The following is a 15,100-nucleotide window of genomic DNA, read 5'->3' as shown; positions in this document are numbered from 1 at the left end:
TTACCGCTTATTTCTTTTTCGCTTTTCCTTTGGTCTTGGCAGATTTTTCTTCAGTAGAGTTTACGATCTTCATTGATGCTTCAAAGTTCAGGCTCTCAGGTGCTGTACCTTTCGGTATCTTGAAATTGCTTTTCTTATATGCTATATAAGGGCCATAACGACCATTCAGTATTTGCAGGTCGGTATCTTCTGTAAAGGTCTTAATAACCTTTTCTGCATCCTTTTTCCGTTTGTCGGTAATCAGGGGAATTGCCATATCAATATCTACTTCGAAAGGATCATAACCTTTAGGCAGCGATATAAACTTGCCATCATGCTTGATATATGGGCCGAACCGGCCTGTACCGACACTAACGTCTTTACCTTCGAATTCACCTATTGAACGGGGAAGTTCGAATAATCTCAAGGCTTCTTCGAGCGTAATAGAGGCTATCGACTGAGTCTTTTGCAATCCTGCAAAAAGAGGTTTGTCTGTGTCTTCCTGCACACCGATCTGTGCCATAGGCCCAAACCGGCCTATCTTTACAGAAACCTGACGGCCCGATTTAGGATCGATACCCAGTATGCGCTCTCCAATTTTATGATCGGTTTGCATATTGGTTGCCGATTCTACGACCGGATGAAATACCTTGTAGAACTTATCTATCAGCTTAGTCCAGTTTTCTTCTCCTTCAGCCACCTGGTCAAACTCTTTTTCCACATTGGCAGTAAAATTATAATCCAGTATGTCAGGAAAGTATTCTGTAAGGAAGTCATTGACAACCATACCTGTATCGGTTGGAATCAACTTTCCTTTGTCTGTTCCTGTTATTTCGATTTTTTGGGAATCTGCTATTTTGTCTTTTTTCAGTGTCAATATGTTGTATTGACGTTCGGTACCTTCTATATTTGATTTTTCTACATATTCACGGTTCTGGATTGTCGAGATAGTCGGCGCATATGTAGATGGGCGTCCGATACCAAGTTCTTCCAATTTACGAACCAATGAGGCCTCGCTGTAACGGCTGGGACGCTGTGTGAAACGTTCTGTGGCAATACTCTCCTTCATATCCATTGCTTCCTGAGGTTTTACAGGAGGCAACAGGCTACTTTCGCTATCAATATTTTCATCATCTGTTCCCTCAAGGTATACATGCAGGAATCCGTCGAATTTGATGACTTCGCCGACAGCCGTGAATTTAAGCTCTTTATTATTGGATATGCCTATTGTAATAGTTGTTTTCTCCAATTCTGCATCTGCCATCTGGGATGCGATAGTCCGTTTCCAAATGAGGTCGTATAGTTTCTTTTCCTGTGCTGTGCCGGATACTGTATGTTCCGACATATATGTCGGGCGAATGGCCTCGTGGGCCTCTTGGGCTCCTTTACTCTTAGTAGAGAACTGACGTACTTTGGAATACTGTTTTCCGTAAACGGATTCTATTTCGTTTTTTGTTGTATTTATAGCCAGCCCTGATAGGTTTACCGAGTCGGTACGCATATAGGTGATCTTTCCAGATTCGTATAGCTTCTGTGCAACCATCATCGTTAGTGATACCGGAAAACCCAGTTTGCGGGATGCTTCCTGCTGCAAAGTTGATGTAGTAAACGGTGCTGCCGGTGATTTCTTCATCGGCTTTGTTTCCACGTCTTCTACTTTAAAGCTGGCTTCTTTTAATTTCTCAAGAAAGTCAAGCGCTTCTTTTTTTGTTTTCAGCCGTTTGCTTAATTCTGTCTTTATTTCTGTATCAACCCCGTTTTCTTTTTTTACGAAAACAGCCGTAACACGATAAGATGCTTCACTTTGGAAAGCCTGTATCTCACGTTCCCGTTCTACGATAAGTCTTACAGCGACAGATTGTACCCGTCCTGCCGATAAAGCAGGTTTTACTTTGCGCCAGAGTACAGGGGACAATTCGAAACCTACAATGCGGTCGAGCACCCGGCGCGCTTGTTGCGCGTCTACAAGATTTATATCTATCTGTCGGGGATTTTCTATGGCATGTAGGATTGCATCCTTGGTTATTTCGTGGAATGCGATTCTTTTTGTTTTCTTTTCATCAAGCTTCAATGTTTTGAACAAATGCCAGGATATAGCTTCTCCTTCCCGGTCTTCATCGGAAGCCAGCCATACTATATCGGCTTCTTTGGCAGCCTTTTTTAGTTCATCTACCACCTTCTTCTTGTCACCCGGAACTTCGTATAGAGGTGTATAGCCGTTCTCCAAGTCTATCCCCAAGTCTTTCTTCTTCAGGTCTCTGATATGTCCATAACTGGACATAACTTTAAAATCTTTGCCCAGAAACTTTTCTATGGTTTTGGCTTTAGCAGGAGACTCAACAATTACTAAATTTTTTTGCATATATTAAGGCTTATCTTGTATTATCAGGATGAATTAAATTATACCTATTCAGAAAGTTATTTTTTCTAATTGAACCGCAAAAGTAATGATTTTGTTTTAAAAAGCAGAATAAAAAATTTTGAACGCTGATAAAGGTCTGAATATTTAAGTTGTGAAGGCTTATTTTAACTAAAAGATAACAATCTCTAACTATTCCTGTTTTCTTATCCTGTAACAGCTATTCTCTATTTTTAGTATATAGATAATTCTTTTTAAGAAAAATGCTCCGGGAATAAATTCCATAGAGCATTTTTTTTTAGTCAATTAAATATAAGCGGTTTAGCTTCGGCCGTAAAATCAGAAAATCCGGTTTCTTCAAGTTTATAGCCGGATAATATTTCTCTCACTATAGGGATGAAGGCTTCATAATCGTATATAATGAAATCAATATATGAAAAATGAAAACCTGTAGCACCTCCCAGACTATTGGCTAAACCATAAGGATTAGTAGCAGCAGTGATTTTATCTTCTATCTCACCTCTGAAATTAACAACATTTTCCCGGGGGATGTTAATGTTCTCGAAGAAAAGGAAACCGAAGACAACCCCGTTTTCTTTAGCTTCATCAGATCGTTTGTTTTCTCCGTTGTAATAATCATTTAATAACGGAGTGCATGAGGTATAACCCGAGAATACATCCTCACGCAACTTCCAGTTCTCATTTTCGGTAGGCTCCATCCTGTAACCGCTGTATATTTCACAAGGATTATCGAATTTTGGCCAGCCATGATCTTTAATAGCTTTATCTATGAATGGTTTGAGATCAGATATTGTCGATGATCTTTTATTTTGTTTTTCTTCCACAAAGTCAATATACCCGATGTACTCCATTGTGTACAATTCTCCAATAAATTGATCGAGGTAGATGAAGAACATTGAATAGCGTTTGTTCTCATCCAATGCCATCAACTTGGGACTATACAATTCTATGTTTACCTTGCTTTTGTCATTATCCATTTCAGGGTAGATGATTATATCGCTTTCTCCAATTCTGATGTCGAACATATCTATTATTGCCCCCGGTTTGCCATGAGCTGGTTTTGTTGAATAAAAGTTCCAATGTTTCAGCAAATGCTGTGGTGCATATTGGAGCCAGTAATGCAACAGCATTAGCCGGGTACGATCTCCTTCAGGCGTTAAAATGAGTTCATACTTGCCTTCATTGTTTACTCCCATTTCGAAATAAACTTTATTAAAAGCAATTTGTAAAATACTATCCACAAAATTGAGAAGAATCTCTCCCTCAACTTTATTATCCATCATTTCCCTAATTTGGTATTCTTCTTCTGAAAAGGATTTCCAGAATTTAGTTACCCTGTTTTTAAAAGAATCTTGCATATTTGTGTCTATATAATGTTCTGAACCAATGGTCAAAGATAGGGATTATAATTGAATGTTAAAATATTTGTTAATTTTTTTTATTTGTAATACAGATAACACTTGGTAACACTAAATAGCATAAAGGAAGCATTGAGTATATACACTTGCCTTTACATTTGTATCATCAGAAGTTAAAATGAGTATATGAAACAATTATTGTGGGTTTTGCTGTTCTTTATCTCTTCATTGGGATTTTCTCAAAGTTATTCATTGAGGGGTGTTGTGATGAATGAATCCAATCTGCCGGTGGAGGCTGTAGTTTGTGTTTTGCAAAAAGCAGACGATAGCCTTTTGTTAAAAACGGTGATTTCCAATCCTCTTGGTGAATTTGAATTTAATGGCATACCGGGAGGGGATTATATTTTAGTTTTACAACATATGGCCTATAAAAAAGAAAGCCATTCTGTCTCTGTAAATAACAGTGTCGAGTTAGCTCCTTTTGTTTTACTGTCTTTAAGTAAGCTCCTGAATGAAGTGGTTGTAAGTGGAGAGCGTCCTGTGGTAAAAGCTATAGATGGTAAACTGGTATATGATATACCTCAACTGGTAAAGGATAAAGCAGTATCGAATGCCTTTGAAACTTTGCAGAATGTACCCAGTGTCACCGGAGTGGGAGATGAGTTGCAATTGATTGGAAGTTCCGGATATACGATACTTATAAACGGGCAGCAGACGAGTATGAGTAAAGATCAAATCGTAAATTTACTGAAGTCTATTCCTTCATCGCGGGTGTCTGATATAGAAATTATGTATAGTGCTCCGCCTCAGTATAATATAAGGGGAGCGGCTATAAATATAATACTAAAAGGCCAGACTGCCGGAACACCAACGATACAGGGTGAGGGAAATGCAGAATACAAACAGGCTTTTTATGCAGGATATGGATTAAGGGGAAATCTGTTGTTTACAAAACCTTCCTTGAATGCGGATCTGACTATTGGGGTAGGGCAGTCGAAGGGTTGGGGGCTGAATGACATGTATGCAATGCATCACTTTGACGGTCATACTTATGATATTACACAACAAAACAGGTTTCAATCCGATAGAAAAGCTTTGAACCTGAGGTTGGGATTGGGGTATACATTTACCAATAAAGACAAATTTAGGCTTGTTTATACTACAGCTATAGATGATACGGATTCTAAGCCGGCGGCTAAAACAGTCTTTCTGAAAGATAAGAACCCTTTTTCTGATATTACTTCCCTGAGTAACAAGGATGGGAACAGCTACCTTCATAATATGAAAATAGAGTATAACTCACACAAAAACCTGAATATGGGAGTTGATTATACAATCTATCGGGACCCTGCAACTGAAAAGTATTCGGACTATTCCAACGGAGATGTTTTGCAGACAGTGTTTAAGACGAAGACCAACCAAAAGGTGGATAAAGTAGTTGCCTTTATCAATCATAGTATAAGTCTAAAGAATGAATGGAGACTGGATTACGGAGGAAATACCTCTTCGTCGAAGAATAACAATCTGTATGACTATTACCGGAACCCGGAAGGGCAGGCTGTAGATTCTATAAACAATAGTATGCAGAAAGAATATTCGGCATCTGTTTTTGCCGGATTCTCAAAGTCCTTCGGGGATAAACTTTCGGCTCAGGCTTCTTTGTCTGCAAACTATTTCAGGGCTACAATTGATATTATGGGAGAAAAGAAAACTCTTTGGAACGATTTTCAGCCCTTTGTCAATGCAAATTTGACCTATACATATAACCCTCGGCGGATTTTGCAGCTATCATTCTCTTCTGATATTAGCTACCCTCCCTATTGGGCATTAAGTAATGATGTGGTCAGGATAAATGCTTATTCGATGGTGCAAGGTAATCCTGAACTTAAGTTTTCTAGGAATTACAAGACTCAGCTCAACTTTATAATGAATCAGAAATATATGATAGGCGGGTATTACGAATATAAGCCCGACCGTTATATTCAGTTGCCATACCAATCGCAGGAAGCTCTTCAGAACGTTTTCCAAATGGTAAATTTGAATTATGAAAAGCAGTTCGGTGTATTCTTTGTCGTACCTCTAAAGATTGATAAAATTTGGGATACAAGAGCGACTGTCAATCTTATCAGACAGGAAGAAAAAGATGATGATTTTTACAATGTGCCATACACCCGGTCAAAGAACTCATTTGTGGTACAGTTGAGAAATACGATTAATATCTCATCCAGGCCTGATGTAAAACTGGATGTGTCGGGCTTTTATATGCACGGGGCATTGCAGGGCATATACGATATAGGGCGGATGTGGAACGTTGCTTCCGGTGCCAAATGGACATTCCTTGATAGTAGGGCCGAATTGATGTTCCGTGTAGAAGATGTATTCAAAAGCGGTAAGCAGACTACAAAGATCGATTGTATGAATCAATACAGTACGATGAATATAAAGCCCAATGCCCCGGTTTTTAAGCTATCCTTTACTTATCGTTTTGGAAATTACAAGAAACCGAAGGTAGAGGATCTAGATACGTCCCGGTTTGGACGATAACAACTCTATTCAATATATTACACACTACATTTCATGGCTCTCTGATGAGGATTCCTCGGAGAGTCTTTGTTTTGCCTAAAAGATCATTTTATATCCTATTCCCCTGATGTTAATAATCTGAATGTGGGCATCTAACGATAATTTCTTTCGCAGCTTCACGATGAATACATGCAGACTGCGTGTATTGAAAAAACTGTCATCGCCCCACAATTCCAGTAATACGGCTTTATTTTCCACTATATTGTTCTGATTTGCACATAAGCGTTCCAGTATGGATGCTTCACGATGCGATAATACTTCTACCTTTTGCGGATGGAAAAGCCTTTGCTGTACAGGGTCGAATGTATATTCTCCAATCTGGTATATCTTTTCTTTTCGCACTTCGTTTTGTACACGGTTGAGTAAGGATTTTATGCGAACAATCAGTTCTTCCATGCCGAATGGCTTTTTCAGATAATCGTTGCCGCCAATTTCAAAACCCTGTACTACATCGTCTGTTTTCGATTTGGCACTAAGAAACAGGAGCGGAATATGCTTGTCGGTCTGACGAATCAGTTGAGTCATACTGAACCCATCTAATTTTGGCATCATTATATCGGCTACAATAATATCGGGATGTAATTTATGAAACATTTCCAGCCCTTCATTTCCGTTTGCCGCGCAATCGACCGTAAACTCCCTTTTTTCGAGGGCATCTTTTATAATCATGGCCAGAGCCGGTTCATCTTCGACTAGCAATACCTTTATCTTCATATGATCGTAATTTTAAAACAGGTACCTTTCCCTTCCTCACTTTCTACGCTTATCTCCCAGCAATGCTTTTCCACAATCGTTTTCACATAGGACAAGCCCAGTCCATATCCTTTCACATTATGTATGTTTCCGGTAGAAACCCGGTAGAACTTGTCGAAAATCTTATCTAAAGCATTACCGGGAATTCCGATCCCGTTATCAGTAACCGAAATGATTGTTTTATTATCTTTCCTGTACGCGGATAATTTTATATGTACACTTTTATCCGAGTATTTGATGGCATTTTCTATCAGGTTACTTATAATGTTGCCAAAGTGCAGCCTGTCTGCTACTATGATAAGATATTCGGGGTTTACATCAATGTCGATAAAAACCGGCTTTGTGTTATTGAGGTAGAATTTATTCTTTTGATTTTCAAATTCTTCAGTCAGGGAGATATTCTCAGTCGATAATTTCAGGTTTTTCCTTTCTTCGACCGACATGGTAAGAATTTGTTCCACAAGGCTATTCAGGTACATCAATTGCTCCCGGGATATTGTCAGGTATTCGTCCCGTTTTTTTGGGTCATCCGCCATCCCGAAGTTTTGCAATGAGTCTACAGCCGCATAAGTTATGGCTATAGGTGTTTTAAGCTCATGTGTCATATTATTAATAAAGTCACTCTTTATTTCGTCTATTGTTTTTTGCCTCAGTATTATTTTCAATAAATAAATGTAAGACACAATTAATAAAGCAATCATTAGTATGGATACACAGATCAGTCCGATCATATCTCTGAATATATACCATTGAGGCTCTTTCATATATACGATATATGCTTCCTTATTATCATCGCTGAATGTAAATACATATTTCTTATACTTACTCTTATCTATATCTTTTGCATATGGCGATAGGGTGCTGTCATTTATATTAGTAGTATATTCAAGATAATAAGGTATATGGATTTCCAACTGATTGAGTTCAGTTCGTAGAAGGCTGTCGTATCTGGCTATATCTATGGATTTTAAGGAGTCTATAGTTAAATGAAATCCTTGCTGGATAGATACATTCATTTTTTTTGCATCGCTCCATATTACGGTTCCGTCTTTTTTGCTGCTGTTAATTCTGACTACTACATCTGGCATTTTTTCCTGTTTTCTGGCCATAATCCCATTCAGATTTTGTCTGGGTATAGAGTCCCCGTCGTTTTGCAGGTCGTTGATCCTTATAGCTATTTCTTTAAAGTCCGCATTGTTCATTGCATTCTTTATGGCTGCTTCCATTTTCCTGTATTGTTCGTTATGAAAATTAACAAGCCAGTATACCTGATATCCGCAAACCAATATGAGCAGGCCGAGGATGACGATAGCTGTGAATTTGAACCGGAATTTCATGTTATGGAATAATTCTTTTATAACAAAAATAGTGAATCAACGGCTAACATAAAATAGCGATAACACTATATAACATTGCATGGACGTTTCAGGCATTGTTAAAAGTTGACAAACCTGACACTTTTACACAATTTTTTATTGTCACTTTTTCTTCTAAAAACTCCGTGCTACTCCTTCTACTCCGTGGTTAAAAATAAAAAAGTAACAAAGGTTACACATATTTCAGCTATTAGCTGACAGCCGTTAGTTTTGGTTATCGCACAAGTGACTTTACAGTAAACAGAAATACGGTTTTTGTCTCCGTCTATTTACGCTTCGCTACAATTCAACTTAGTACTTAAAACTCATAATTCATCAACTTATTTATATTTATTAACTGTATTTGGTTAAAATCTGACATATCTGACAGTTTTTTCATTGTTTTTACCTTGATAATTTTGCATTTGTTAACTATGTGTGGTTGAAAAGTAACAGAAGTAACGGATTTTATGGCTTTTGTAGGGGCGAATAAACATTCGCCCACAATGACTAACGGGCGAAAGATGTTTCGCCCCTACGGTTTTCCCAAAAGGTAACACATGTTTCAGTAAATAGTATTTTCACGTTCGTGCGAAGATGCAGAGGCTAACCCATAACTTATACTCATCACTTACTTATCCCAATCTTTCAAAGAACTATAAGCTAACAGCAAAAGGCTACCAGCTATCCATATAGATAAACTTTCTGCATAAAAACATATATTTCGTGTGGGTGCTTTAGTTACACATAATTTATAATTTATAACTCATAACTTTTTATTATCTTTGCCCTCAATTTTTTTAATGCATGTTTTATACACACTATGAGTAAGCAGTTTTCAGAATACAATCGGTTTAACTTGTCTGATATCAATAAAGAGATATTAGAAAAGTGGGATAAGGAGAACATATTCCAACAAAGTCTGGATGTACGCACTGGAGCCCCATCGTTTGTTTTTTACGAAGGACCTCCGTCGGCAAACGGAATGCCCGGTATTCACCATGTAATGGCACGTGCAGTAAAAGATATCTTCTGCAGGTATAAGACAATGAAAGGTTTTCTGGTCAACCGCAAGGCCGGATGGGATACTCATGGACTACCGGTGGAACTTTCTGTTGAGAAAAAATTAGGTATAACCAAAGAAGATATCGGTAAAAAAATATCGGTAGAAGAATATAACAACGCTTGCCGCAAGGAAGTAATGAAATATACCGGAGAATGGGAAAACCTGACCCGCATCATGGGGTACTGGGTAGACATGAACGATCCTTATGTAACGTACGATAGCCGTTATATAGAAACGCTTTGGTACTTGCTGAACGAATTATATAAGAAAGGATACCTTTATAAAGGATATACTATACAGCCTTATTCTCCTGCCGCAGGTACAGGACTCAGCACACACGAATTGAACCAGCCCGGAGCATATCGTGATGTAAAAGATACCACTTGTGTAGCTCAGTTTAAGATCAAATCGCCTAAAGCAGAGATGTCTCAGTTTGGCGATGCTTATTTCCTTGCATGGACCACTACTCCGTGGACATTGCCTTCGAATACAGCTTTGGCTGTAGGAGCGGATATCACATATGTTGCCGTTCAGAGCTACAACCCGTATACAGGAAATAAAATGACTGCTGTACTTGCAAAATGGCTTATGTTCAGCATGTTCAATGAAAAGGCAAAAGATGTAGCACTGGAAGATTATAAGCAGGGAGATAAACTGATACCGTATAAAGTAGTAGGAGAGTGGAAAGGTTCTGATCTTGTGGGTATGGAGTATGAGCAACTGATACCGTGGATGAACCCGGGTGAGGGTGCATTCCGTGTACTGGGAGGAGACTTCGTAACTACCGATGATGGTACGGGTATCGTGCATATAGCGCCTACTTTTGGAGCGGACGACGCCAAGGTTGCCAAAGAAAATGGAGTGCCGGCTTTGTTGCTTTTGGATAAAGATGGTAATCAACGTCCGATGGTAGACCTTACCGGTAAATACTTCCGCCTCGAAGACATCGATCCGGAATATTTGAAAACAAATGTAAATGTAGATTTATATAAGGAATACGCAGGCCGTTATGTGAAAAATGAATATGACGATACATTGCCTGCCGATGCCAATACACTCGATATAGACCTTAGCGTAATGCTCAAGTTGGCTAATCAGGCCTTTAAGATAGAGCGTCAGGTGCATAATTATCCGCACTGCTGGCGTACGGACAAACCTGTGTTGTACTATCCGCTCGATAGCTGGTTTATACGCACAACAGCCAGTCGCGAACGCTTAATGGAGCTGAACGAAACTATCAATTGGAAGCCTCAGTCTACAGGTACAGGCCGCTTTGGTAAATGGCTGGAGAATCTTCAGGACTGGAACCTCAGCCGTAGCCGCTATTGGGGCACACCATTGCCTATATGGAGGACTGAGGACGGCAAAGAGGAAAAATGTATAGGTTCCATAAAGGAACTCTATGCAGAAATGCAAAAGGCTGTCGACGCAGGATTTATGAAAGAAATACCTTGGAAAGGTTTTGAAATAGGAAATCTGGATAAGGCTAACTATGAGAAAATAGACCTGCACCGCCCATATGTGGATAATATAGTATTGGTCTCGGAGTCGGGCAAACCGATGAAACGTGAGGCTGACCTTATAGACGTATGGTTCGATTCCGGTGCTATGCCGTTTGCACAGGTGTTTTATCCGAATATAAGCGAGGAGGAGTTCTCAAAAGTTTATCCTGCCGACTTTATAGCAGAAGGAGTTGACCAGACCCGTGGATGGTTTTTCACACTGCATGCCATATCTACGATGGTGAAGGATAGTATATCTTTCAAGAATGTCGTATCCAATGGTCTTGTACTGGATAAGAACGGCAATAAAATGTCTAAAAGCCGTGGAAACGGAGTAGATCCATTTTCTACGATCGAAAAATATGGCTCTGATCCGTTGCGCTGGTATATGATCACCAACGCTTCGCCTTGGGATAACCTGAAATTCGATATTGAAGGCGTAGAAGAGGTTCGCCGAAAATTTTTCGGAACATTATACAATACTTATTCGTTCTTTGCATTATATGCCAACGTAGATGGTTTCACTTTTAGCGAAAAGTTGATACCTGTAAGCGAAAGACCGGAAATAGACCGCTGGATAATATCTCTGCTGAATACACTTGTAAAAGATGTGGATGAGTATTACGAAACGTATGAGCCTACAAAGGCCGGACGTGCTATCTCTGATTTTGTGAACGACAATCTGAGTAACTGGTATGTCCGTCTGAACAGAAAACGTTTCTGGGGTGGAGAAATGACAAAAGATAAATTGTCTGCTTATCAGACATTATATACATGTCTTGAAACAGTTGCAAAACTGATGGCTCCTATCTCTCCGTTTTACTCCGATAAGTTGTTCTATGATCTGGTTTCAGTGACAGAAAAAGAAAAAGCACCATCGGTACATCTGTCTGATTATCCGGCTTATGATGCTTCTGTTGTGGATAAAACGCTGGAAGAACGTATGCAGATTGCACAAGATATATCATCGGCAGTCTTGGCGCTTCGCCGCAAAGAGAGTGTGAAAGTACGCCAGCCGCTTATGCAGATAATGATACCTATCCTCAACGATAAGCAGGAACAGGATATAGAAGCCGTACGCGACCTGATATTGAATGAGGTGAATGTGAAAGAGCTTAAATATGTCGGTGGTTCGGAAGGTATCTTTGTGAAGAAAGTAAAACCGGATTTCAAGAAGCTGGGACCTCGTTATGGTAAGATAATGAAGCAACTGGCTGTTGAAGTGCAGAATATGCCGCAAGATGCAATTGCCGCCTTCGAAAAAGACGGTAGCTATACTTTCGATGTGGAAGGACAGGCAGCTACAATAGAACTGGCTGATGCAGAAATAATATCGGAAGATATACCCGGCTGGTTGGTCGCTAATGCAGGCAAGCTGACAGTAGCATTGGATGTAACCATAACCGAAGATTTGCGAAAGGAAGGTATTGCCCGCGAATTGGTGAACCGTATACAAAATATCCGTAAATCGAGCGGTTTTGATATAACAGACCGGATAAATATAAAAATATCTGATCAGGAGCAGATAAGAAGTACAGTATCAGAATATAAGACATATATAGCATCACAGGTGCTAGCGGATAATATAGAGCTTGGAAATGTAGAAAACGGTCAGGAAATAGACATGGATGATTATATTTTGCAGGTGTCTGTAGATAAAGTCAGATAAAAGGATTATCTTTAATAAAATTAAAACAGGATGTTTAACTTTTAAAACGTAAAGTTATGGCAGAAAAAACAAGATACACAGACGAGGAATTGAACGAATTCCGTGATATTATCCTCGAAAAGCTAAATAAGGCTAAGAAAGAATACGAAGAATTGAGAGCGGCTATAACAAATGCCGATGGCAATGATGTTACCGATACTTCCCCTACATTTAAAGTATTGGAAGAAGGAGCGTCAACTCTATCGAAAGAAGAAGCCGGCCGTTTGGCTCAACGCCAGATGAAGTTTATACAAAACCTCCAATCGGCACTTATCCGTATCGAAAATAAGACATACGGTATTTGTCGGGAAACAGGTAAGTTGATACCAAAAGAACGTTTACGTGCTGTTCCTCACGCTACTTTAAGCATCGAGGCTAAGAATAGCGGAGTAAAATAATAAGGAAGAAACAGTAGATGAAAAGGAAGAAAAAATAGATGTAATGATATTTCTGTTTTTTCTTCGTTTTCTTTACGGAACTAGTATATCAATTGTATGGATAATAAAAATCGGGGGCTGATCGCAATATTAGTTATTGCATTAATTATAATTATAGACCAGGCATCCAAAATCTGGGTAAAAACTCATATGTCTCTTTACGAGTCTATTGAGATTACCAGTTGGTTCAAGATTTATTTTGTGGAAAATCCCGGTATGGCTTTTGGCTGGAAACTGGGAGGTAAATTGTTCCTCTCGTTATTCCGTATTGTGGCCATTTTCTTTATAGGCTATTATCTATACAGATTAGTAAAACAGGGTTATAAGAGCGGTTACATAGCATGTATTGCGCTTATCCTGGCAGGAGCATTCGGTAATATTATCGACAGTGTATTCTATGGGGAGATATTTTCCGCCAGTTATCAGGGGCATGTAGCATCGTTCGTTTCGTTGGGAGAAGGCTATTCGAGCTGGCTTCACGGCAATGTCGTGGATATGCTTTACTTCCCGCTTATAAATGGAACATTCCCGTCATGGTTCCCTGTATGGGGTGGTGAGGATTTTATCTTTTTCAGCCCTATATTTAATATTGCAGATTCTGCTATTACGGTCGGTATTTTTATACTTCTTATTTTCTATCGCAAGACATTATCGGTATCTTTGGAGAAAAAAGATAAAGCCTGATTATGCAACAACGTACAGTCATTTATTTCATTCTGGCTATAGTGGTACTTCTCAGCTCGTGCGGGAGGAGGCCTCGTTATGTCATGCATGAGGATAAAATGACAGATGTTCTTTATGATATACAACTGGCTCAGGCCATATATCGGAGCGGTTCGGATTTCAGCAATGATGAGAAGAAAGATGCTTTATTGAACGGAATACTTCAAAAACATAATATTACACAGGCAGAGCTCGATTCCTCTTTGCTATGGTATTCGGATAATATAGAAATATATAATACGATTAACGACTCAGTTGCTTCGCGTTTGAGGGCGGCAAGCAATGTAATGACATCGGCCCGGTCGAATGCTTTGGGCCGTAGTTATTCTAACTATCTGGTACCTCCTCTTTCTTATCTGAATGAGCAAACGCCTACAATGTCATTCGATATAGATTCGAATAAGATAAAAACAATTGATTTGCCTAAGTTCTCTTTAAGATTTGATGTGCAGGGTGTGAGTTCATTGCAAAGTGCAGAAGCAGCCGTTTTCTTTACATATAAAGATACGTTGGTGAAAACAATCATACCTATAGCAGAGAACAGACGTTATATATTTGCTAAACCGCAATTGGCTGATAGCCTGTTGAAAAATATATCCGGTTATGTACATGTGAAGAATAAGATAAAAGGTATATCGTCCGATGTTATATTATACAACATTTCATATATAGATTCAATAGCTGATATTAAGCCTGCATCGGAAGAAACATCGAATACCACTCCTTTAGCCCAGCCTGTGGATAAGCCGGAAATCACTACGGCTACAGATACTCAAATAAAACCTGACCTATCGAATGATAAAATGGTGACACCGCCGCCTGTAACCAATTCTCGGAATAATGACAGGAAAATAGATAATTTACCTGTTGTATCGAGAGATAAGGTGAACCGAACTCCGTCAGTAAATAGAGGAAGAGACCTCAACTCTTCGAAAAAAGAAGAGAGAATTAAATGAAACGTTATTTTTCCCACTACACATTCATCTATCCGGATATTTATCTTCGAAATCATATTGTAGAGGTCAGTGACGATATGAAGCAGATCAGCTTTTTTCCTTTCGACAGGGAAATAGAAAGAACTGAATTTTACTCAGGATTACTCATTTTTATTCCGGAAAATACCTCTTATAGAACAGATAGCATTATCTCAGACGCAAAATCTGTTATAATAACTGCTGTAAACTATTCGGGCAAAACTAATACCCATTCGGATGCACCCTATAACTTATACCACGAAGAAGATGTGTGATGGTTTT

10 protein-coding genes are annotated in these 15,100 nt (G+C 39.0%); 6 read left to right on the top strand and 4 right to left on the bottom strand.

From position 1 onward, the window contains the following. Nucleotides 1-7: 7 nt before the first annotated feature. Both topA and IR083_RS03000 read right to left on the bottom strand, forming a co-directional pair. Nucleotides 8-2,341: a type I DNA topoisomerase gene (topA, locus tag IR083_RS03005; protein WP_194223184.1), complete on the bottom strand. Its 2,334-nt coding sequence runs from the start codon at nt 2,339-2,341 to the stop codon at nt 8-10. A 299-nt stretch (nt 2,342-2,640) separates the two neighbouring features. Then, on the bottom strand, nt 2,641-3,717 hold the full coding sequence (locus IR083_RS03000) for a hypothetical protein (RefSeq protein ID WP_194223183.1): 1,077 nt from the start codon (nt 3,715-3,717) through the stop codon (nt 2,641-2,643). A gap of 186 nt (nt 3,718-3,903) precedes the next feature. Here IR083_RS03000 and IR083_RS02995 point away from each other — a divergent pair, with 186 nt between their 5' ends. Further along, a complete protein-coding gene (locus IR083_RS02995; RefSeq protein ID WP_194223182.1) occupies nt 3,904-6,261 on the top strand; it encodes an outer membrane beta-barrel family protein in 2,358 nt (785 codons plus the stop codon). A gap of 75 nt (nt 6,262-6,336) precedes the next feature. On the opposite strand, the gene IR083_RS02990 is transcribed toward IR083_RS02995, so the two are convergent. Together IR083_RS02990 and IR083_RS02985 are read right to left on the bottom strand one after the other, a co-directional pair. Then, complete coding sequence (locus IR083_RS02990) at nt 6,337-7,014, bottom strand: response regulator transcription factor (RefSeq protein ID WP_194223181.1); 678 nt, start codon at nt 7,012-7,014, stop codon at nt 6,337-6,339. After that, complete coding sequence (locus tag IR083_RS02985) at nt 7,011-8,390, bottom strand: sensor histidine kinase (RefSeq protein WP_194223180.1); 1,380 nt, start codon at nt 8,388-8,390, stop codon at nt 7,011-7,013. The genes IR083_RS02990 and IR083_RS02985 overlap by 4 nt, the downstream gene beginning before the upstream one ends. 841 nt (nt 8,391-9,231) lie before the next feature. On the opposite strand from IR083_RS02985, the gene ileS reads away from it, so the two are divergent. From ileS to IR083_RS02960, 5 genes are all read left to right on the top strand, one after another. Further along, nucleotides 9,232-12,645 (top strand): isoleucine--tRNA ligase, encoded by a 3,414-nt coding sequence (gene ileS, locus IR083_RS02980; protein ID WP_194223179.1) that lies wholly within the window; start codon nt 9,232-9,234, stop codon nt 12,643-12,645. A gap of 56 nt (nt 12,646-12,701) precedes the next feature. Further along, nucleotides 12,702-13,082, top strand: a complete 381-nt coding sequence (locus tag IR083_RS02975) for a TraR/DksA family transcriptional regulator (RefSeq protein WP_006797689.1) — start codon at nt 12,702-12,704, stop codon at nt 13,080-13,082. A gap of 96 nt (nt 13,083-13,178) precedes the next feature. After that, entirely contained in the window at nt 13,179-13,805 is a 627-nt protein-coding gene (locus tag IR083_RS02970; RefSeq protein ID WP_194223178.1) for a lipoprotein signal peptidase, read from the top strand. A gap of 2 nt (nt 13,806-13,807) precedes the next feature. Then, nucleotides 13,808-14,800 carry a DUF4296 domain-containing protein gene (locus IR083_RS02965; protein WP_194223177.1) on the top strand — a complete coding sequence of 331 codons (993 nt, stop codon included), beginning with the start codon at nt 13,808-13,810 and terminating at the stop codon, nt 14,798-14,800. Then, nucleotides 14,797-15,093 carry a hypothetical protein gene (locus tag IR083_RS02960; protein ID WP_194223176.1) on the top strand — a complete coding sequence of 99 codons (297 nt, stop codon included), beginning with the start codon at nt 14,797-14,799 and terminating at the stop codon, nt 15,091-15,093. The genes IR083_RS02965 and IR083_RS02960 overlap by 4 nt, the downstream gene beginning before the upstream one ends. Nucleotides 15,094-15,100 lie beyond the last annotated feature (7 nt).

It is taken from the genome of Dysgonomonas sp. GY75 (genome assembly GCF_015234155.1).
GTDB classification, from domain to species: Bacteria; Bacteroidota; Bacteroidia; order Bacteroidales; family Dysgonomonadaceae; genus Dysgonomonas; species Dysgonomonas gadei.
This window is presented reverse-complemented; position numbering and strand designations above follow the sequence as displayed.